This is a genomic window from Pseudomonas sp. IT-P218 (assembly GCF_949767605.1).
GTDB classification, from domain to species: domain Bacteria; phylum Pseudomonadota; class Gammaproteobacteria; order Pseudomonadales; family Pseudomonadaceae; genus Aquipseudomonas; species Aquipseudomonas putida_AE.
Map to the genome: position 1 here is coordinate 1 of NZ_CATKQQ010000032.1, position 19978 is coordinate 19978.

The window sequence follows — 19978 nt, forward strand, 5'->3', positions numbered from 1 at the left end:
CGATCAAAATGTGGGAGTGAGCCTGCTCGCGATAACGGCCGACCCGTTGACAGAGATGTCGCCTGACCCACCGCTTTCGCGAGCAAGCTTGCTCCTATAAGGGATCTCCAGTGCACACAGATCATGTGCATGACACCGATCAAAATGTGGGAGTGAGCCTGCTCGCGAAGACGGCCGACCCGTTGATAGAAATGTCGCCTGACCCACCGCTTTCGCGAGCAAGCTTGCTCCTACAAGGGATCTCCAGTGCACACAGATCTTGTGCATGACACCGATCGAAATGTGGGAGCGGGCCTGCTCGCGAAGACGGCCGACCCGTTGACAGAGATGTCACCTGACCCACCGCTTTCGCGAGCAAGCTTGCTCCTACAAGGGATCTCCAGTGCACACAGATCATGTGCATGACACCGATCAAAATGTGGGAGTGAGCCTGCTCGCGATGACGGCCGACCCGTTGATAGAGATGTCGCCTGACCCACCGCTTTCGCGAGCAAGCTTGCTCCTACAAGGGATCTCCAGTGCACACAGATCTTGTGCATGACACCGATCAAAATGTGGGAGCGGGCTTGCTCGCGAAGACGGCCGACCCGTTGATAGAGATGTCGCCTGACTCACAGCCATCGCGAGCAAGCTCGCTCCTACAGATCAGCGCGGGGCCTTGCCCGCCACCGAGTACAGCACCTGCTGATTGCGGGTTTTCATGAACTCGTCCAGACTCTGGCCGCGCATGGCGGCGTACACCTGCAGGTTGGGAATGCCGAGCACCGCGGCGAGCTTTTCGAGCACGAAGAAGATCGCCCCGTACTGGATCAACCCGCGCCAGTCACGGCGGCGCAGCAGCTCGCGTTCCTCTTCGCTCAAGCCGCCTTCCTCGAACAGCGCCTCGGGCGTGTCGAGAAAACGCTGGCGCCATTGCGGCTCGATCATGCGGTGCAGGAACTTGTTCAGCCGATAGCCCTTGGCGCTGCGCTCCAGGGTGAACGGATAGGTGCCCTCGAGTTTTTCGATGCCCGCCAACTGGTGTTGCATGTGCTGCAAGTGACGCGCGTTGACCTCGGCGGGCACAGGCCGGTCCTGGTTTTCCAGCAACAAGGTGGCGATGCCGGTCATCGACGGCAGGTAGTAGTCCTGATGCAGGTTCTTCACCGTGGCCGACAAGGCGCCGCGCATGATCAGCCAGGTGATCACCTCCGAGCCTTCCATGCCGCCCAGGGTGGCGTACTCGGCGTGGGTCATTTCGGTCAGGCGCACCGGGTCGTTGACCAGCAGATCGATGAACTGCTCGTCCCACTGCGGATTGTTGAAACCACAACGCTCGCCATGCACCTGGTGGGACACGCCGCCGGTGGCGACAATCGCCACCTTCAAGTCTTCGGGATAGCTTTCGATCGCCCGGCGCAGCGCCTGCCCCAGCTTGTAGCAACGAAACGCGGTGGGGATCGGGAATTGCAATACGCCCACCTGCAGCGGCACGATTTCCACCGGCCATTCAGGCTCGCAGGGCAATAGCGCCGACATCGGCGAAAAGAAGCCATGATCCAGCGGTTTGTCGCGGAAGAAACTCATGTCGAATTCATCGGCCATCAGGCTCTGGCCAATGTGCCGCGACAGCGCCGCATGCCCGCCAACCGCCGGCAACGAACGTGGGTTGCCACCTTCGTCAGCAACCTCGTAACGCTCATCGACGCCCAGGGAGAACGCGCCGTAATGGTCGAAGAAAAACGACGTCACGTGGTCGTTGAAGATGTAGAACAACACGTCCGGCCGTTGCTCCTTCAACCATACCTTGATCGGTTCGAAGCCTTCGAAGATCGGCGCCCAGGCCGCTTCATGCTGTTTGTCGTGATCGACTGCGAAGCCGATGGTAGGTGTGTGGGAGACGGCGAGACCACCGATGATGCGTGCCATGACGAGTTCCTGTGTTCGAAGATAATTATTGCGCCAGAACAGCCTGGCTGACCCGACGCCGTGCATGACCATTGGCCAGGATCGCCAGCGCGGCGATGAAGGCCGGCACGCTCAACAGGGTGAACAGCAGCGGCAGGCCCAACCCGAGGCTGAGCACCGCACCACCGATGAGAGAGCCGAAGATAGCGCCGAAACGACCGATGCCCAGCATCCAGCTCACCCCCGTGGCGCGGAAATCCGTTGGGTAGTAACCGGGCGCAAAGGCGTTGAGACCGGTCTGCGCACCGCTCATGCAGAAGCCTGCCGCGACGACGCCGAATGCCAAAAGGCTCGACTCCAGGCTGAAAGCCCCCAGCAGCAGGATGAACGCGCCGCCCAATGCATAGGAGGTCGCAATGACGGCGTTGGGATTACGTCGATCCATCGCCCAGCCGACTACAATCGCGCCGACCGTGCCGCCGATCTGGAACAGGCCGGTGATGGTCGCTGCGCGTTCGATGGACAGGCCACCTTCGCGCAACAGCGTCGGCATCCAGCCCATGGTCAGGTAGATCACCAGCAGCCCCATGAAGTAGGTCATCCACAGTGCCAGCGTGCCGAAGCGGTAACCCTCGCTGAACAACATGCGCACCGGCGCCTTATGCTGGACCTGGGGCTCGCTGATGGTGAATGTCGTGGCCGCCGAGAAACGCCCGCCCAACTTGTTCAACACCTTGGCGATCTGACTGGACGGGGCATTCCGTGCCGCGAGGAAACGCGGCGACTCGGGCAACAGCAGCCAGAGGAACGGCAGCAGCACCAGCGGCAGGATGCCGCCAGCGAGCAATACCGATTGCCAACCGTGGTGCGGGATCAACCAGGCCGCGAGAAAACCGCCCAGCCCCGAACCCATGTTGAAACCGGTGAACATGAGGGTGATGAACAGCGAGCGATTACGCTCCGGCAGGTATTCGGAAAGCAGCGTGGTGGTATTGGGCATTGCGGCGCCCAGGGCGACCCCGGTCAACAGCCGCAGGGCTGCCAGCTCATAGGGATTGCGCGCAAAGGCACAGGCCAGGCTCAGCACGCTGAAACCCGTCACGGCAATCAACAGCACTTTCTTGCGTCCCAGGCGATCGGCATAAGGGCCGGCGGTCAAGGCGCCAATGGCCAGGCCGACCATGCCGGCGCTCATCACCGGGCCAAAGGCCGCCTTGGAAAGACCCCAGTCCTGGATCAGCGAAGGCGCGATGAAACCCATCACCGCGACATCAAAACCATCGAACAGCACAACGAAGAAACACAGGCTCATGATCAGCCACTGGTACCCGGCAACCGGTCGGTTGTCGATCCACGCTTTGATATCGACCGTGTCGTGACTCATGCTTATCACCTTCTTGTTTTTATAGAAATTCCGACTGGCGTGGTAACGGCGACAGGCCCATCAGCCATCCGCCAGCCAAACCCTGGGCGTGACTCTAAAGCCGCACGGGCCTGCCCCGCCTCTGGGAAATCCTTAAGCGGGTATCGGTTTTTCTTATCGGGTGATTTTCGAGGTGATGTCTACAATGAGCGTGAATCGACAAACAGGGTTACTTCATCCTCAAACTGCAAGGTTGTCAGGAGTAACGACATGAACACCTACCGGCCCATGAACTGCGATCTGCATGACTATCTGGAGATCGCCTGCCTGCGCGGTTATCGACTGGACATCGAGTTGCACGATGGCTCACGCCTGGTCGCCACGGCGTTGACCACGCGAACCTCCAGCGACAAGGAAGAGTTTCTGCGCCTTGAAACGGCTGATGGACAGCAGGAGGTTCGCCTGGACCACCTGCTGGCCATTACGCCACTGGATGCGAATGCACAGTTTGGCCGGGTGGTATTTTCCGATGCCTCCTGCACATTCTGAGGCCTGTGTCAGACCAGCGACATGCCGCCGTCCACGTGCAATTCGATGCCGTTGACGAATGCACTGTCGCTGGACGCCAGGTACAGCGCCGCTTGTGCCAGCTCATGGGCCTCGCCCAGGCGACCTGCCGGAATCATGTCCGCCATCATTTGCACAAACCCCGGGCGATGTTCTTCGGTGACGCCCAGTTTGCCAATGATCGCCGTATCCACCGGGCCTGGGCTCAACACGTTGACGCGGATGCGCCGCGCGCGCAGCTCCAGCGCCCAGTTGCGCGCGAATGCCGCGATGGCCGCTTTGGAACCGGCATACACCGCATGCCCGTCGAGCACTTTGCTCGCCGCCAGGGAGCTGGTCAGAATGATGCTGCCACCGTCGCGCAGCAACGGCGTGATCGCCTGCACCCCGAAGAACACGCCACGGGTGTTGATGTTGAACTGCGCGTCGTATTCTTGCGGCGTGACCTGCTGCGATGGCGTCAGGGTAATGACCCCGGCATTGGCCACGTAGACATCCAGCGCACCGAAGCGCGCCCGCACCTGTTCGGCCACCTCGCCATGGTGTTCGAGGCTGGCGACATCGCCCTTGATGCCGATGGCGCCATGGCCGATCTGGCGGATCGCCTCATTGAGTATCTCCTGGCGGCGCGCCGTGATGATCACCTGCGCCCCCTCTTTGGCGAACAGACACGCGGCGGCCAGACCAATGCCGCTGTTGCCGCCGGTGATCACCGCGACCTTACCTTGTAGACGTTGCATCTGCTGACTCCACTTGTTGAAGGAGCGCAGTATTATGTCGCGCGCATCCCCGCCAACCAGTCCAGCACCAGGCACATCTGTTGTGCTGCGGAGTCACAAGATGTCCAACCTGTTGAACCAGTCGGCCAGCCTGATCGCCTTCGTCCGCGCGGTAGAAGCCGGCTCGTTCAGCGCCGCCGCGCGCAATGCCGGCACCACGCCCTCGGCCATCTCCAAAAGCATTGCCCGGCTGGAAACCGAACTCAACGCCAAGCTGTTTCGCCGCTCCACGCGCATGCTCGGCCTGACCCCCGAGGGCCAGGCATTTTTCGAGCGGGTCGCGCCGCTGTTGCGCGCCATCGACGACAGCGCCGATGCGCTGCGTCACACCGGTGGCGCCCGCGGTCACCTGCGGGTGAGCATGCCCAGCGACCTGGGACGCCTGTTGCTGCCGAGGATCCACTCGGTGTTTCTCAGCGACCACCCGGACGTGGAACTGGACCTGACCTTGCTCGATCACCATGTGGACGTGATTCGCGAAGCCTACGACGTGATTTTTCGCGTCGGCAGCCTCCTCGACAGCGACTTGAAAAGCCGTACCCTGGCCCAGCTCGACATGGCCCTGGTCGCCTCCCCGGTGTTCCTCGGCGAATGGGGCACCCCTACCTCCATCGAGGCACTGCGCGCCCTGCCCTTCGTGCGCTATCAATTCAATGGCCGAACCCTGCCGATCGTCTTTGCCGACGGTGAAACCCTGGTCCCCCGCGGTCGCATCGGCCTGGACTCGGGGTTCGGCCTGCGCGGCGCCGCGCTCGGCGGCATGGGCGTGGCCTACCTGATGAAATGCACGGTGCAACAAGACCTGGATTCAGGCGCCTTGGTACAAGTGCTGGCCGACCACCCCCTGCCATCGCTGGCGATTCATTCGCTGCACGCCTTTGGTACGCTGACCCCGATCCGGATCAGACTGTTCGCCGATTTTGTGCAGCAGGAACTGCAGCGGTTGGGCGGCCAGTAAAGCCGGGGCCCTGTGCTAGTCTCCTTCGTCTAACCTGCGCTGACGCGTTTGCATGAACCGCTTCCCCTGGTGATGGAGTTCGACATGAAAAACACCGCTTCCTGGCTGACGATTACCCTCGTAAGTCTTGTGCTTTGCGCCTGCGCCGCCGTCGATGCTGGAAGTGGTGGCGCCGGCGAGATGGAAATCCGCTCGGGGAAAATCGAGCAGATCACCATGACGCAGATGCAGACCAACCATGACAGCGGCGTCGGCGCCATTCTTGGCGGACTGGCGGGCGTGGGTATCGGCAGCCTGATCGGTTCGGGCACCGGGCGCGATGTGGCCATGGTCGCCGGCGCCCTCGCCGGTGCGGCGGGCGGCAACTACGCCGAGAAGAAAAAGTATGATCAACCGCAGCAAGCCCAGCAGATTATCGTGCGCACCAAAAGCGGCGTGCTGGTGTCGGTGACCCAGCCGATCAATGCCGCTCTGAGCAAAGGCCAGAGTGTCTATATCGAAGGCACCGGCAATGAAGCCCGGGTAGTGCCGCAGGGCTGATCATCACCCCGCCGTCGAGCACCGATAGTTAAAAGCCCCGGGCCTCAACAGCCCGGGGCTTTTTATTGAACGCGAATTGAATCAGACCGTTCGTCGTCCAGAGATGAAAATACCCCTTGACGCTAATCAGCTTCTGGAGGACTATCGATTTCATCGGATGCGATCTAAACGTATACGATACTAATCGAACCTGACCGCCCCCTTGAGGATTCACCCCATGAGCAAGATCGAAAAAGTCCTGGCCACCGGCAAGACACACACCAGCCTGAGCAACGCCGGCAACACCTTGCGCGGTCATAACGGCAACCTCGACATCGAACTGTCTACCCCAGGCGCTGCCCAGCCCGCCCATGTTTTCGCCGCCACCCAGCCGCACCCGAGAGCCGAGCAACTGTTCGCCGGGGCCTGGTCGGCCTGCTACACCGCCGCCGTCGGCCTGGTGGCTGCAGAGCGCAACATCGCGCTGCCGGCGGACCTGGCCGTCGACATCGAAGTGGACCTGGGCCAGACTGGTCCGGCCTATTTCCTTCAGGCCCGACTGACCCTGCGCGTGCCGGGGCTGGCACAGGACGTCGCGACGGAACTGGCGCACATCGCCGATTCCATCTGCCCCTACTCCAAGGCGACACGCGGCAATATCGACGTTGCCCTGAGCGTTATTACGGTCTAATTTCATGTCGCATGCGATCAAAGCGTATGCGAACAACATATCGGTAAACCTGAGGAAATCATCATGAGCAAGATCGAAAAAGTCCTGGCCAGCGGCAAGACCCACACCACCCTGAGCAGCGCCGGCACCACCTCGCGCGGCCATAACGGCAACCTCGACATCGAACTGTCGTCCCCCGGCAGCGCCACTCCAGCGCACGTGCTGACCGGTGTGCAACCGCACCCGAAAGCCGAGCAGCTGTTCGCCGGGGCTTGGTCGGCCTGCTACATCGCAGCGGTGGGCCTGGCCGCCCAACAGGCGAAGGTGACCCTGCCGGCCGATACGGCCGTGGACATCGAAGTTGACCTGGGCCAGACCGGCGCCGCCTACTTCCTCCAGGCCCGCCTGACCCTGCGGGTGCCGGGCCTGTCACAGGAAGTCGCGACCGAGCTGGCCCACAATGCCGATGCGATCTGCCCCTACTCCAAGGCCACCCGTGGCAACATTGACGTCGCCATCAACGTCCAGACCGCGTAACCCATGGCACGGCCGGTTCCCGGGGGGACCGGCCAGGCGGCCGCAGGGTTAGTGCTCTTCCGACACCATCGCATACGATGTACAGTCTCAGTCTGCAGCCTGCCCAAAGAGACCCCCCATGAAAAGCACCGACAAGACGTCCGCCCTGGATCTCAAGCTCTCCGACTTCCTGTGTTTTGCGGTCTATTCCACCAACCTCGCGTTCGGCAAGGCCTACAAGCCGATGCTCGAACGGCTCGGCCTGACCTACACCCAATACATCACCCTGGTGGTGCTGTGGGAACAGGACAACCAGACCGTCGGCAGCCTCGGGGAAAAGCTGTTCCTGGAATCCAACACCCTTACCCCGATCCTGAAAAAGCTCGAGGCGATGGGTTACCTGCTGCGCCAGCGCGACCCGGAAGATGAACGCCAGGTGCGCATCAGCCTGACCGAGACCGGTCGCCAACTACGCACCGAACTGACCGAAGACGGCTTTCCGCAAACGGGCCTCGATCCCGACGATTTCGCACAGATGCAGCAGGCGATCGTGGCGTTGCGCAACAATCTGATCCGCACGACCAATGCCGATAAATAATCTCTGAAGCTGTAAAACCGGTCCCCCCACAGCGGTTGCCCGGAAAGTCCCGATTGCGGTGGCTCGTCGCTCAAAGGTAGTATTGAGAACGATTCACACTAACATCTGGAAAATCCACCGGTGCAACCTCCTTCGACCAGCAAGCTGAGCTACTTTTTCAGCGATCATCACCGTTGGCTGCTGCAGCATATCCAGCGACGGCTGCGCAATCATGCGGACGCCGAGGACACTGCCGCCGATACGTTTTGCCAGATGCTGATGGCCCGGGTCGATCCCGACAGCATCGAACAACCCCGCGCCTACCTCTCGACCATCGCCCGACGGCTCATTTTCGATCGGCATCGCCGGCGCAAGCTGGAGTTGGCGTATCTCGAACGCCTGTCCACCCTGCCCGAGATGCTCGCCCCGTCCCCCGAAGAACAGCTGCAGCTGATCGAAGCCCTGGTCGCCATCGACCGGGCGCTGGATGGCCTGCCGACGGTGGTCAAGGCCACCTTCCTCTACAGCCAGCTGGACGGCATGAGCTATGTGGCAATCGCCCAAAAGCTGGGCCTGTCGGAGCGCACGGTCAGCCGCTATATGAAGCAGGCATTGCGCCAGTGCTACCTGAGCGAGATGGCGACATGAAAACAGAGCGCCTGGACCCTGTCAGCGAGCAGGCCATCGACTGGATGGTGCGCCTGCGCGCCGGTACCCCCACGCCCGCCTTGCAGGCACGTTTCGATGCCTGGCTGGCCAAGGACCCGGCGCACGCCCAGGCCTGGGCCAGATTGCAGGAGCGCCTGGGCGGTTCCTTCAACACCCTGCGCGCCCTGGATCGACGCTTGCCGGGGCACACCGAGCATGCCCGCCAGGTGCTCTTGCAACCGCAGGCATCGCGGCGTGATGCGCTGCGGGTAATCGCAGGTTTAGGCCTGCTCGGTGGCGGTTTGTGGCTGGGTGCGCGCAGCCCGCTGGGCGACAGCCTGTTCGCCGACCTGTCCACTGGACGGGGGCATCGCGAGGATTTCAACCTGGCCGACGGCAGCCGCCTGAGCCTCAACGCCGACAGCGCGGTGGACCTGCAATTCGACGGCCAGCAAAGGCTGGTCATCCTGCGCCACGGCGAACTGGTGATTCAAGTCGCGCCCGATCCGCACCGTCCGTTGCGCGTGCGCACCGCCCAGGGTGAGGTGCGCGCGTTGGGTACGCGTTTCCTGGTCGCCCAGGAGCAGGACGCCAGTCGTGTGGTGGTGCTGGAGCACTCCGTCCAAGCCACGCTCCTCAATGGCACCCGACGTGACCTGCAGGAGGGAGAATCCGCCCTGCTCTACGCGCGGCACATCGAACCGGTTTCTGGCGATCAGCGTTATCGCGCCGACTGGCTCGGCGGGCGCCTCAATGTGCTGGACGAGCCCCTGGAAAACGTCGTGGATGCGCTGCGCCCCTACAGTCGCGGTTTTGTTCGCCTGGCCCCTGAAGTGCGTAACTTGCGGGTCCAGGGCGTGTTCCCGCTCAACGACCCTGCGCGCACCTTCGCGGCGCTGGCGGAAACCCTGCCGATCCGGGTCGATCACTACAGTCCGTGGCTGACGTTGATTCGCGCAAAACCGGCCAAAGAATAATTTTTTTTGCAAATCACTCTTATTCGTGTCCGGTTTTCATTTCTTGTCCCACCTATCTCCTGACACTCACACCTTCAGGAGAATGCTGTGTTCAACCCGTGGTCCCACTCGCTTTCCGTCGCCGTTGCCCTGGCCACCCTGGCAGGCCCTGGCCTGTCACAGGCGCAGGCGCAAACCCTGCCCTTCGATCTGCCAGCCGGCCCGCTCGCCAGTACCCTCAATGCCATTGCCAGCCAGAGCGGACAGATCATCTCGCTGGAGCCGGCGCTCGTGCAGGGCAAGCAAGCACCGGCGGTGAAGGGCCAGATGTCAGCTGAAGAAGCCATGCAGCGGGCGTTGACAGGCAGCGGCCTGCAACTGCGGGTGACCGCCCAGGGCAACTTCAGCGTCGAGCCAGCCGCCACCGACAGCACTACGCTGCAATTGGGCGCGACCAATATCATCGAAAACAGCAACGACGCCACCACCGAAGGCTCGGGCTCCTACGCCGCCCGGGCGGTGACCATCGGCAAGGGCACCCACACCCTCAAGGAAATCCCGCAGTCGGTCACCGTCATGACCCGCAAACAGATGGACGACCAGGACATCACCGACCTCAAGGACGCCGCCAACAAGACCACCGGCCTGGTCGGCGTCCAGGGCGTGGGCAAGGGCATAATCCTGACCTCCCGCGGTTTCCAGATCGATGACTGGCAATACGACGGCGTGCCGATCCCGCGCAACACCTACGCGCTGGGTAACTGGGCCACCCAGGACCTGATCTTTTTCGATCGCATGGAAGTGCTGCGCGGCGCCTCCGGCCTGCTGCAGGGCACCGGCAGCCCCGGCGGCGCGATCAACCTGGTGCGCAAGCGCGGCCAATACGCCCCTACCGTAACGGTTACCGCAAAGGCCGGTTCCTGGGATCACTACGGCCTGCAACTGGACGCCGGCGGGCCCTTGAACCAGGCCGGCACCATTCGTGGGCGTTTCGTCGCCGACGAAGACCAGAGTGACTCGTTCATCGACTACGAATGGAGCAAGACCCACTCGCTGTACGGTTCGCTGGACTTCGACCTGCGCGAGGACACCACCCTGGGCCTGGCAGTCAGCTACTCCGATGCCGAGTCGCGCCCGATGATCCGCGGCCTGCCGCGCTATTCCGACGGCAGCCCCCTCGATGTGTCGCGCTCCACTTACACCGGCGCGCGCTGGAACCATTCGGACATCGATGTCACCACCGTCTACACCGATCTTGAACACCACTTCAACGACGACTGGGCCTTCAAGGTCGGCGCCGTGCGCATGACGGAAAACAACAAGTCGAAAAACCAGCGGCTGCAAAGCAGCGGCGATGGCCTGGAAGCCGACGGCAGCGGCGTGCAGTACGCCGACTTCGTGACCGATTTCGACGCTACCAAGCTCGGCCTGGACATGAACCTCATCGGCCACTTCGACGCTTTGTCCATGCAGCACGAAGTCATGATCGGCGGTAACTACTCCAAGTACACGTCCGACGACAAGTTCGCCCGAACCTTCAACGACAGCACCGACACCATCTTCGGCATCGACCACGACCGCCCGGAAATCAGCTACGACGGGATACTCAATACCCCCGGCGGCCGGGCAACGCCGAGCAAATACGACATTCGGCAAAAAGGCCTGTACGGCAGCTGGCGGGTCAAGCCGATCGAACCATTGACCCTGGTGCTCGGCTCGCGGGTCAGCTGGTACGACTACAGCTACAAGTCATGGAGCCAGCTCGCATTCAGCGACGTGGTCAACGCCGACCCGGAAAGCACCGCCAACGAAACCGGGGAAGTCACGCCCTACGCCGGCATCATCTATGACCTGAACCGCGAATGGGCGGTGTACGCCAGCTACACCGACGTGTTCGAACCCCAGGCACTGCGCGACGCCAGCGGCAAGATGCTCAAGCCGGTGATCGGAAGCAACTACGAAGTCGGCCTCAAGGGCGAGCTGATGGACGGCCGGGTCAACACCTCCCTTGCGCTGTTCCGTTACGACCAGGAAAACCGAGCCCTCAACGACCTGGCCTCGGGCTTCGCCTGCGACGGCTGGTACTGCTCGATTGCCGCGGGCAAAGTGCGCAGCCAGGGGCTCGACGCGGAAATCAGCGGCGAAGTGCTCACCGGCCTGCAGCTGTTTGCCGGTTATACCTACAACACCACCAAGTTCCTCGACGACCCGGAAAACGAAGGCAAAGTCTTCAGCACCTGGACGCCCAAGCACATGCTGCGGGTGTGGAGCGATTACCAGTTCAGCGGCGACTGGAACCGTGTCAGCACGGGCCTGGGCTTCACCACCCAAAGCCATACCCTGGGCTATGAACACACCTACGACGTGCCGGGTTACACCGTCTGGAGCGCACGCGCCGGCTACCAGTTGACGCCGGAGATCGGCCTGGCGTTGAACGCCAACAACCTGTTCGACAAGCACTACTACACGGCGGCGTACAACCAGCTGAGCGGCAACAACAATTTCGGCGAACCGCGTAACCTGATGTTCAGCGTGAAATACACGCCGGAGTTCTGACACTGAACACCAGGCTCAACACAGGGGGGATCCGATGGGTTCGAGGGTTATTTATCCGACTTGATGGAGGTCCATACCCGCGTACGCACCCGCTCCAGCTTCTGCGGCAACGGCTGCACGACGTACAGGGTTTTCAGCGCCTCAGGTGTCGGCGTCAGGTTCGGGTTGCCGGTGATTTCCTTGTTGATCAGAGGCAACGAGTCCGTGTTGGCATTCGGGTAACCGAGGAAGTCGCTGATCGGTGCGATGACTGTCGGGTCGAGCAAGGTGTTGAGAAATTCGTGGGCTTCCTCGACATTCTTCGCGCTTTTCGGAATGGCAAAGGTGTCGAACCAGATCGGCGCGCCCTCCTTCGGCAAGCGCCAATCGACCACCACCCCATTGCCCGCTTCCTTGGCGCGATTGCCGAACTGGTAGAAGCTGCCGGAGTAGCCGATGGCCACGCAGATATCACCGTTGGCGATATCGGTCATGTACTTGGCCGAGTTGAAGTAGGTGACATAAGGGCGAATCTTCAGCATCAGCGCCTTGGCTTTTTCGTAGTCATCGGGGTTCTGGCTGTTCGGGTCCAGCCCCAGGTAATGCAGGGCCAACGGCAGTATCTCGGAAGGCGAGTCGAGCATGGCGACACCACAGGCCTTGAGCTTCTCCATGTTCTCGGGCTTGAACACCAGGTCCCAGCTGTCCACCGGTGCATTCTCGCCCAGCGCGGCCTTGACCTTGGCCGGGTTGAAGCCGATCAACACAGTGCCGTACATGTAAGGCACGCCGTACTGGTTGCCGGGGTCGTTCTTGTCCAGCAACTTGAGCAGGGCCGGGTCCTGGTGCTTCCAGTTGGGCAGCTTGGACTTGTCCAGTTTCTGGAACACACCGGCCTTGATCTGGGTTTCGATGAACTGGTTCGACGGCACCACCAGGTCATAGCCGGAGTTGCCGGTTAGCAGCTTGGCCTCCAGGGATTCGTTGGTGTCGAAGGTGTCCCAGGTGACCTTGATGCCGGTCTTGTCGGCGAAGTCCTTGGGCACGGACGGCAGGATGTAGTCCGCCCAGTTGTACACCCGCAATTCGCGCTGCTCGGCTTGTACGGCACTGGCCAGCAGTGTCAGCCCGCAAACGGTGGCACCCAATAGGCGTTTGATTGTGTCCATGGATCAATTCCCCAAGTCAGCTCGATGGTTTTTATGTGCTGTACGCGGCAGTGCCCGGCAAAACCGCCAAGGGCAAGGAAGATCAGGTTCGTATTTATCGATGGAAAGGCTGGTGCGCACCAGACTCCGGTTCCGATTCTTGCCCACCGCCCGGCCGGTTCATAGCGCGGGGTTGGCCAAAAGGAGATCGAAATGGCCATTATCGGTGTCCGGGCAGCGCCTCCTCCTCGGGGTACGGCCACTCCACCGCATGGCTCGCGAGGTAGGCGCTGACGGCAGCGTTCAAGGTCGGATAAAACGCCGCCTCGCCAAACCGCTCGAACAACCCGAAGCGCTTGAGCTTGTCCTTGACCGGGTCCTTCATCTCGGCCAGGCGCAACTCGATGCCCGCCGCTTTCAAGGTGTCATCCAGCTCGGCCAACATGTCGGCGCTGGTCACGTCGACGCTGGTGACCGGTTCCGCCGCCAGCACCAGCCAGCGCACGGGGGTTGGCGATGCGGCCACGGCGTCCAGTACCCGCTCGTGGAACAGTTCGGCGTTGGCGAAAAACAGCGAGGCATCCCAGCGAAAGATGACCAGGCCGGGAATCAGCCGCGCGTCCGGGTAGCGCTTGATGTCGTGGAAGCCCCTGACCCCTCGCGCGCGCCCCAGTACCGCAGAGTATGGGCGCCAGCCATCCCAGAGGAATTCGATGACCGCAATCAGGATGGCCAGGCCGATGCCCTCGATCGCCCCCAGCACGGCCACGCCCACCGTGCAGACGATCGACAGCCAGAACTCCCAGCGCTGCATGCGATAAATGCGCCGCAGGTCGGTGATCTCGATCAGGCCGATGGCGGAGGCGATCACCACGGCAGCCAGGGCGCTGTTTGGCAGGTCCTGCAACAGGTTCGGCGCCACCACCAGCAGCAAGGCAACCGCTACCGCGCCGACGACGCCGGTCAACTGGGTCTTGGCGCCAGCGGCTTCGGCCACGGGCGTACGGGAGGAACTGCTGCTGATCGCAAACCCCTGGAACAGTCCGGCGGCCAGGTTGGCGATACCCAACCCGACCATTTCCTGGTTCGGGTCGACATAGGTGCGGGTGCGCGCCGCGTACACCCGCGAGAGCACGCTGGTGTCGGCGAAGGACACCAGGGCCACGGCACCACCGCCGATCAGGACCGGCACGATATCGGCGCTGGTGATCCAGGGAATGGCGAACGACGGCAGGCCCTGGGGTAGCGGGCCGAGGACCTTGACCCCCGCCCGCGCCGCCAGGTCCAGCACATCCACCGCGATCGTCGCACCGGCCACCGCGATCAGGATGCCGGGTATGCGCTTGTGGCCCTTGAGCAGCAGGATCACCACCAGGGTGCCGGCACCGACCATGAACGCGGTCCAGTTGGTTTTGCCCTCGATCAGCGCGCTCGCGATGGCCCACAGGTTTCGCAGCGGCCCCTCGGCATCAATGGAAAAACCGAAGAACTTCGGCAACTGGCTGATCAACACCGTCAGCGCAATCCCGTTCATGTAGCCGTAGCGAATCGGCTTGGACAGCAACTCGGTGATAAAGCCCAGGCGCGCGATGCCGGCGAGGATGCACACGGCCCCCGAGACGATGGCCATCATTCCCGCCAGGGCGACTGCGCGTTGGGGATCACCGCCGGACAGGGGCAGGACCACCGCGAGAATGACGGCCGCCAGCGAGGAATCCGGCCCCAGCACCAGGATCCGGCTGGGGCCGAACAGCGCATAGGCGATCAGCGGAACGATGGTGGCGTACAGGCCATAGATGCCCGGTACCCCCGATGCCACTGCATAGGCAATGCCCACCGGCACCAGCATCGTGGTCAGTACCAGCCCGGCCATCAGGTCGTGGCGCAACCACGCCACGTGGTAGCCGCGCAGCGTGCGCAGTCCGGGGAACCAGCGGCCCCAGCCAGCCTGGTCTTCGCTGGTGTCACGGCGCACGATACGGCCCGGTTCCGCCGCGGGCGGGGAAGCGTCTGGCTGGCTCATGGGACAATGGCCCCCGGGTGCGTACCCATCAGTACTTCTCGGGGATCCGCTTCAGCGGATAATCCGGTTCGCGATAGCCGCCCGGCTTCTGCCGCTTGGGCAATACCACCTTGTCCCGCGCCACTTCTTTATAGGGGATGCGGCTGAGCAGATCGCTGATGATGTTCAGGCGTGCCCGCCGCTTGTCGTTGGAGTTGGCCACGAGCCAGGGGGCATGCTCGCTGTCGCTCGCCTCGAACATGGCGTCACGCGCTCGCGAGTAGTCGAACCAGCGGCTGTAGGACTTGAGGTCCATGGGGGTCAGCTTCCAGATCTTGCGACCATCCTTGATGCGCGCTTCGAGTCGACGGGTCTGTTCCTCGGGGCTGACTTCCAGCCAGTACTTGAGCAGGATGACCCCCGAATCGACAATCGCGCGCTCCACGTGGGACACCGATTTGAGGAAGAGGTCCACCTGCTCCTGGGTGCAGAAGCCCATCACCCGCTCGACGCCCGCGCGGTTGTACCAACTGCGATCGAAGATCACCACTTCGCCCGCTGCGGGCAAGTGCGGCAAGTAGCGCTGCACGTACATCTGGCTCTTCTCTCGATCGGTGGGCGCAGGCAATGCCACCACCCGGAACACCCGCGGACTCACGCGCTCGGTAAGGGCCTTGATCGTGCCCCCCTTGCCGGCGCCGTCGCGCCCCTCGAACACGACGCAGATCTTGATGCCCTCGGCTTTCACCCATTCCTGCAACTTGACCATTTCGACGTGCAACAGGCGCAACTGCTCAAGGTAATCCTTGTTCTTCAGCTTCTCGTCTTGCGCGGAACGCCCCTTGGGCGCGCCCTTCTTGTCCTTTGCCATGACCCAGCCCCCACTCTTGCTTGAGTAATTGACCTTTGACTTGCCCGACCAACGGCATGAGTCTAGTTCATGGTTCAAGGTAGCGAAGACCGCGCCTGCGACTTAATCTCCGAGCCACTGCAATCATCCGTGGGACGCCTCGCCACCTGGCATCCCGTCGCTGGAACGAGGAGTTGAAGAATGCCCCTGACACTCTATTACCACCCGCTTTCGTCGTTCTGCCACAAGGTACTGGTCGCGCTTTACGAGCATGGGATCGACTTTGAGAGGCGAATCATCGATCTTTCCAGCGAGGAAGACCGGGCGGAACTCTCGGCGTTATGGCCCCTGTGCAAATTCCCGGTCATCCGCGATGACGCGCATCCGAACGGGTTGGCGGAGTCGAGTGTGATCATCGAATACCTGGACCGGGCTTATTCGGCCCAACACTGCCTGCTGCCCGGCGATTGCGATACCGCGCTGCAAGTGCGCCTGTGGGACCGTTTTTTCGACCAGTACGTGCAGGGGCCGCTGCAACGGATAGTCGCCGACCGCCTGCATGGGACGAACGGCGACCTGACCGGGGAACGGGCCATGCTCGCCACGGCCTACGGCATGCTCGAGCGCCAGCTGGCCTCGCGAACCTGGGTGGCCAGCCCGGACTTCAGCCTGGCCGACTGTGCCGCCGCGCCGGCCCTGTTCTATGCCAGCACGCTGGTACCCTTCCCCGGCGGCCACCCGCACTTGAGCGGGTATTTCGACAGGCTGACGCAACGGCCATCCTTCCAGCGCGTCATCGACGAAGCCAGGCCCTGGTTTGCCTTTTATCCATTTGCCGAGGCCATACCCCAACGGTTTCGCTAGCGGGCGTGCCCGTTGAAAAAACTTCCCCAATGTCGGGGGTACTTTCTCCCGGACGGTTGCGAGTGTGGCGTTCCCGGCCTATGGTCCAGACACAACAATTTCACGACTGGCGCGATGATTCGCCGCCGTCTTTTTGTCCATCCATGGTGCTAGCGCAACGAGGTGAAGACATGCCCAACGACTCCCGCCCTGCCGTACTCGAACTGATCGGTAACACGCCACTGGTACGCGTCAGCCGTTTCGATACCGGACCCTGCACGCTGTTTCTCAAGCTCGAATCACAGAACCCCGGCGGTTCGATCAAGGACCGCATCGGCCTGGCGATGATCGATGCCGCCGAACGCGATGGCCGCCTGCGACCCGGTGGCACCATCGTCGAAGCCACCGCCGGCAACACCGGCCTGGGCCTGGCGCTGGTCGGCCGCGCCAAGGGATACCGCGTGGTGCTGGTGGTACCGGACAAGATGTCCACCGAGAAGGTCTTGCACCTCAAGGCCATGGGCGCCGAGGTGCACATCACCCGTTCCGATGTCGGCAAGGGCCATGCGGAGTACTACCAGGACGTCGCCGCGCGGCTGGCGGCGGAAATTCCCGATGCGTTCTTCGCCGACCAGTTCAACAACCCGGCCAACCCCCTGGCCCACGAATGCAGCACCGCGCCGGAAATCTGGGCGCAGACCCAGCATGATCTGGACGCCATCGTCGTCGGTGTCGGTTCGGCGGGCACCCTCACCGGCCTGACCCGCTTCTTCAAACGCGTGCAGCCGGATCTGGAAATGGTCCTGGCCGACCCGGTCGGTTCGGTGATGGCCGAATACAGCCGCAGTGGCACCCTCCCCACCCCCGGTTCCTGGGCGGTGGAAGGTATCGGCGAAGACTTCATTCCGTCGATTTGCGACCTGTCCAGCGTGCGCCACGCCTATTCGATCAGCGACGAGGAAAGCTTCGATCATGCCCGCCAATTGCTGAAGGCCGAGGGCATTCTCGGCGGTTCGTCGACCGGCACCCTGCTGGCGGCGGCATTGCGCTACTGCCGCGAGCAGACCCAACCGAAACGGGTGGTCAGCTTTGTCTGCGACACCGGTACGCGCTACTTGTCGAAGGTGTACAACGACCAGTGGATGAACGATCAGGGCCTGCTGCAACGCAAGTCCTACGGCGACCTGCGCGACCTGGTCGCGCGGCGCTTCGAGGATGGCCGGGTGATCAGCGTCGGCCCCGACGACACTTTGCTTACCGCGTTCCAGCGCATGCGCCTGGCGGATGTGTCGCAACTGCCGGTGCTGGTGAACGGCAAACAACTGGTCGGGGTGATCGACGAGTCCGACATCCTGCTGGGCGTGCATGAAGACGTTAAGCACTTTCGCAAGACCGTCTCCAGCGCCATGACCGACAAACTGCAAACCCTGTCCCCCGGCGCCTCACTGGCGGAACTGGAGGCGGAACTGGGTCGTGGGCTGGTGGCGATCATCCAGGATGCCTCGGGTTTCCACGGCCTGATTACCCGAACCGACATGCTCAATCATTTGCGGAGATCCCTGCCATGAGTCAGCACGATGAACATGCCCCGCCACGGGGCTTCGCCACCCGCGTGATCCATGCCGGGCAAACGCCGGACCCTTCGACCGGCGCGCTGATGCCGCCGATCTACGCCAACTCCACCTACCTGCAACAGAGCCCCGGGGTGCACAAGGGCCTCGACTACGGGCGCTCGCACAATCCGACGCGCTGGGCGCTGGAACGCTGCGTGGCCGACCTCGAAGGCGGCACCCGGGGCTTTGCCTTCGCCTCGGGCCTGGCGACCATTTCCACGGTACTGGAGCTGCTCGACGCCGGCTCGCACGTCGTCTCCGGCAACGACCTGTACGGCGGCACCTTCCGCCTGTTCGACAAGGTGCGCCAGCGCAGCGCCGGGCACCGCTTCAGCTTTGTCGACCTGACCGACCTGGCGGCGTTCGAAGCATCCCTGCAGGACGACACGCGCATGGTCATGGTCGAGACCCCGAGCAATCCGCTGCTGCGCCTCACCGACCTCGCCGCCATCGCCCGCACCTGCCGCGACCGGGGCATCATCTGCGTGGCCGACAACACCTTTGCCAGCCCGTGGATCCAACGGCCGCTGGAACTGGGCTTCGACATCGTGCTGCACTCCACCACCAAGTACCTCAACGGCCACTCCGACGTGATCGGCGGCATCGCCGTGGTCGGGCAGGACGCCGAGCTGGCCGAACGCCTGGGTTTCCTGCAGAACGCGGTGGGCGCCATCGCCGGGCCGTTCGACGCCTTCCTCACCCTGCGCGGGGTCAAGACCCTGGCGCTACGCATGGAACGCCACTGCAGCAACGCACTGGAACTGGCGCAATGGCTGGAACGCCAGCCGCAAGTCGCCCACGTCTACTACCCGGGCCTGCCCTCGCACCCGCAGCACGAACTGGCCCGGCAACAGATGCGCGGCTTCGGCGGGATGATCTCCGTCGACCTGAACACCGACCTGGCCGGCTCCCGGCGCTTCCTGGAAAACGTGCAGATTTTCGCCCTGGCCGAAAGCCTGGGCGGGGTGGAAAGCCTGATCGAGCACCCGGCGATCATGACCCACGCCACCATCCCCGTGGAAACCCGCGCGCAACTGGGCATCGGCGATGCGCTGGTGCGGTTGTCTGTTGGGGTGGAGGATGTCGAAGACCTGCGCGCAGACCTGGCGCAGGCGTTGGCACGGATTTAGGAGTTGCCTTCTCGGATCACCGCATCGCAGCGATGGCGGCCTGACAGCCGCCCCATCTCTCACGGCTGCACCCGATCCACTGTAGGAGCTGGCTTGCCAGCGATGGCTGGCATAACGGCCACCATCGATCGCCAGCAAGCCGGCTCCTACAGATCTGTGTCACACCACAAATTCAACACACACCCGTAAATCCCTGTAGGAGCTGGCTTGCCAGTGATGGCGGCATAACGGCCACCATCACATCGCCAGCAAGCCGGCTCCTACAGATCTGTGTCACACCACAAATTTCACATACCCCGCAAATCCCTGTAGGAGCTGGCTTGCCAGCGATGGCGGCATAACGGCCACCATCGATCGCCAGCAAGCCGGCTCCTACAGATCTGTGTCACACCATAAATCCAACATACCCCGCAAATC

Annotated in this window: 18 protein-coding genes; 12 read left to right on the forward strand and 6 right to left on the reverse strand. The window is 62.6% G+C overall.

Annotated elements, in window-relative coordinates:
• Window positions 1–645 precede the first annotated feature (645 nt).
• Together ACM6I6_RS17555 and ACM6I6_RS17560 are read right to left on the reverse strand one after the other, a co-directional pair.
• Window positions 646–1908 (reverse strand): gallate dioxygenase, encoded by a 1263-nt coding sequence (locus ACM6I6_RS17555; RefSeq protein ID WP_323608903.1) that lies wholly within the window; start codon window positions 1906–1908, stop codon window positions 646–648.
• A gap of 25 nt (window positions 1909–1933) precedes the next feature.
• Window positions 1934–3271, reverse strand: coding sequence for an MFS transporter (locus tag ACM6I6_RS17560; RefSeq protein WP_414920319.1), 1338 nt, complete (start codon window positions 3269–3271; stop codon window positions 1934–1936).
• A gap of 249 nt (window positions 3272–3520) precedes the next feature.
• Here ACM6I6_RS17560 and ACM6I6_RS17565 point away from each other — a divergent pair, with 249 nt between their 5' ends.
• Window positions 3521–3799, forward strand: coding sequence for a Rho-binding antiterminator (locus tag ACM6I6_RS17565; RefSeq protein ID WP_274078064.1), 279 nt, complete (start codon window positions 3521–3523; stop codon window positions 3797–3799).
• 8 nt (window positions 3800–3807) lie between these two features.
• On the opposite strand, the gene ACM6I6_RS17570 is transcribed toward ACM6I6_RS17565, so the two are convergent.
• Window positions 3808–4557 carry an SDR family oxidoreductase gene (locus tag ACM6I6_RS17570; protein WP_414920320.1) on the reverse strand — a complete coding sequence of 250 codons (750 nt, stop codon included), beginning with the start codon at window positions 4555–4557 and terminating at the stop codon, window positions 3808–3810.
• A gap of 100 nt (window positions 4558–4657) precedes the next feature.
• Between ACM6I6_RS17570 and ACM6I6_RS17575 the strand changes: the two genes are divergently transcribed.
• From ACM6I6_RS17575 to ACM6I6_RS17610, 8 genes are all read left to right on the forward strand, one after another.
• Window positions 4658–5554, forward strand: a complete 897-nt coding sequence (locus ACM6I6_RS17575) for a LysR family transcriptional regulator (protein ID WP_414920321.1) — start codon at window positions 4658–4660, stop codon at window positions 5552–5554.
• An 84-nt stretch (window positions 5555–5638) separates the two neighbouring features.
• Entirely contained in the window at window positions 5639–6094 is a 456-nt protein-coding gene (locus tag ACM6I6_RS17580) for a glycine zipper 2TM domain-containing protein (protein WP_323608898.1), read from the forward strand.
• 217 nt (window positions 6095–6311) lie between these two features.
• Window positions 6312–6764, forward strand: a complete 453-nt coding sequence (locus ACM6I6_RS17585; RefSeq protein ID WP_323608897.1) for an Ohr family peroxiredoxin — start codon at window positions 6312–6314, stop codon at window positions 6762–6764.
• A gap of 63 nt (window positions 6765–6827) precedes the next feature.
• Window positions 6828–7280 carry an Ohr family peroxiredoxin gene (locus ACM6I6_RS17590; RefSeq protein WP_274078059.1) on the forward strand — a complete coding sequence of 151 codons (453 nt, stop codon included), beginning with the start codon at window positions 6828–6830 and terminating at the stop codon, window positions 7278–7280.
• Between the two features lie 118 nt (window positions 7281–7398).
• Window positions 7399–7857 (forward strand): MarR family transcriptional regulator, encoded by a 459-nt coding sequence (locus ACM6I6_RS17595; protein WP_323608896.1) that lies wholly within the window; start codon window positions 7399–7401, stop codon window positions 7855–7857.
• Window positions 7858–7977: 120 nt separating this feature from the next.
• Window positions 7978–8484, forward strand: coding sequence for a sigma-70 family RNA polymerase sigma factor (locus ACM6I6_RS17600; RefSeq protein ID WP_274078057.1), 507 nt, complete (start codon window positions 7978–7980; stop codon window positions 8482–8484).
• A complete protein-coding gene (locus ACM6I6_RS17605) occupies window positions 8481–9461 on the forward strand; it encodes a FecR family protein (protein WP_323608895.1) in 981 nt (326 codons plus the stop codon). The genes ACM6I6_RS17600 and ACM6I6_RS17605 overlap by 4 nt, the downstream gene beginning before the upstream one ends.
• Window positions 9462–9548: 87 nt before the next feature.
• Window positions 9549–11996, forward strand: a complete 2448-nt coding sequence (locus ACM6I6_RS17610; RefSeq protein WP_414920322.1) for a TonB-dependent siderophore receptor — start codon at window positions 9549–9551, stop codon at window positions 11994–11996.
• Between the two features lie 47 nt (window positions 11997–12043).
• On the opposite strand, the gene ACM6I6_RS17615 is transcribed toward ACM6I6_RS17610, so the two are convergent.
• The 3 genes from ACM6I6_RS17615 to ppk2 form a co-directional block, all read right to left on the reverse strand.
• Complete coding sequence (locus ACM6I6_RS17615) at window positions 12044–13144, reverse strand: polyamine ABC transporter substrate-binding protein (protein WP_323608893.1); 1101 nt, start codon at window positions 13142–13144, stop codon at window positions 12044–12046.
• 199 nt (window positions 13145–13343) lie between these two features.
• Entirely contained in the window at window positions 13344–15146 is a 1803-nt protein-coding gene (locus ACM6I6_RS17620; RefSeq protein WP_408600640.1) for a SulP family inorganic anion transporter, read from the reverse strand.
• A 28-nt stretch (window positions 15147–15174) separates the two neighbouring features.
• Complete coding sequence (gene ppk2, locus ACM6I6_RS17625) at window positions 15175–15996, reverse strand: polyphosphate kinase 2 (protein WP_408600639.1); 822 nt, start codon at window positions 15994–15996, stop codon at window positions 15175–15177.
• A 180-nt stretch (window positions 15997–16176) separates the two neighbouring features.
• On the opposite strand from ppk2, the gene ACM6I6_RS17630 reads away from it, so the two are divergent.
• From ACM6I6_RS17630 to ACM6I6_RS17640, 3 genes are all read left to right on the forward strand, one after another.
• Window positions 16177–16839 (forward strand): glutathione S-transferase family protein, encoded by a 663-nt coding sequence (locus ACM6I6_RS17630; protein ID WP_274078051.1) that lies wholly within the window; start codon window positions 16177–16179, stop codon window positions 16837–16839.
• Between the two features lie 170 nt (window positions 16840–17009).
• Entirely contained in the window at window positions 17010–18386 is a 1377-nt protein-coding gene (locus tag ACM6I6_RS17635; protein WP_274078050.1) for a pyridoxal-phosphate dependent enzyme, read from the forward strand.
• A complete protein-coding gene (locus ACM6I6_RS17640; protein ID WP_274078049.1) occupies window positions 18383–19561 on the forward strand; it encodes a trans-sulfuration enzyme family protein in 1179 nt (392 codons plus the stop codon). The genes ACM6I6_RS17635 and ACM6I6_RS17640 overlap by 4 nt, the downstream gene beginning before the upstream one ends.
• Window positions 19562–19978 lie beyond the last annotated feature (417 nt).

Excerpts from the sequence above, each read along its gene's own strand:
- ACM6I6_RS17565 (WP_274078064.1), top strand. The coding sequence starts at position 3,521 with ATGAACACCTACCGGCCCATGAACTGCGATCTGCATGACTATCTGGAG.
- ACM6I6_RS17615 (WP_323608893.1), bottom strand. The coding sequence starts at position 13,144 with ATGGACACAATCAAACGCCTATTGGGTGCCACCGTTTGCGGGCTGACA.
- ACM6I6_RS17585 (WP_323608897.1), top strand. The coding sequence starts at position 6,312 with ATGAGCAAGATCGAAAAAGTCCTGGCCACCGGCAAGACACACACCAGC.
- ACM6I6_RS17620 (WP_408600640.1), bottom strand. The coding sequence starts at position 15,146 with ATGAGCCAGCCAGACGCTTCCCCGCCCGCGGCGGAACCGGGCCGTATC.
- ACM6I6_RS17570 (WP_414920320.1), bottom strand. The coding sequence starts at position 4,557 with ATGCAACGTCTACAAGGTAAGGTCGCGGTGATCACCGGCGGCAACAGC.
- ACM6I6_RS17580 (WP_323608898.1), top strand. The coding sequence starts at position 5,639 with ATGAAAAACACCGCTTCCTGGCTGACGATTACCCTCGTAAGTCTTGTG.
- ACM6I6_RS17590 (WP_274078059.1), top strand. The coding sequence starts at position 6,828 with ATGAGCAAGATCGAAAAAGTCCTGGCCAGCGGCAAGACCCACACCACC.
- ACM6I6_RS17555 (WP_323608903.1), bottom strand. The coding sequence starts at position 1,908 with ATGGCACGCATCATCGGTGGTCTCGCCGTCTCCCACACACCTACCATC.
- ACM6I6_RS17575 (WP_414920321.1), top strand. The coding sequence starts at position 4,658 with ATGTCCAACCTGTTGAACCAGTCGGCCAGCCTGATCGCCTTCGTCCGC.
- ACM6I6_RS17595 (WP_323608896.1), top strand. The coding sequence starts at position 7,399 with ATGAAAAGCACCGACAAGACGTCCGCCCTGGATCTCAAGCTCTCCGAC.
- ACM6I6_RS17605 (WP_323608895.1), top strand. The coding sequence starts at position 8,481 with ATGAAAACAGAGCGCCTGGACCCTGTCAGCGAGCAGGCCATCGACTGG.
- ppk2 (WP_408600639.1), bottom strand. The coding sequence starts at position 15,996 with ATGGCAAAGGACAAGAAGGGCGCGCCCAAGGGGCGTTCCGCGCAAGAC.
- ACM6I6_RS17640 (WP_274078049.1), top strand. The coding sequence starts at position 18,383 with ATGAGTCAGCACGATGAACATGCCCCGCCACGGGGCTTCGCCACCCGC.
- ACM6I6_RS17630 (WP_274078051.1), top strand. The coding sequence starts at position 16,177 with ATGCCCCTGACACTCTATTACCACCCGCTTTCGTCGTTCTGCCACAAG.
- ACM6I6_RS17560 (WP_414920319.1), bottom strand. The coding sequence starts at position 3,271 with ATGAGTCACGACACGGTCGATATCAAAGCGTGGATCGACAACCGACCG.
- ACM6I6_RS17635 (WP_274078050.1), top strand. The coding sequence starts at position 17,010 with ATGCCCAACGACTCCCGCCCTGCCGTACTCGAACTGATCGGTAACACG.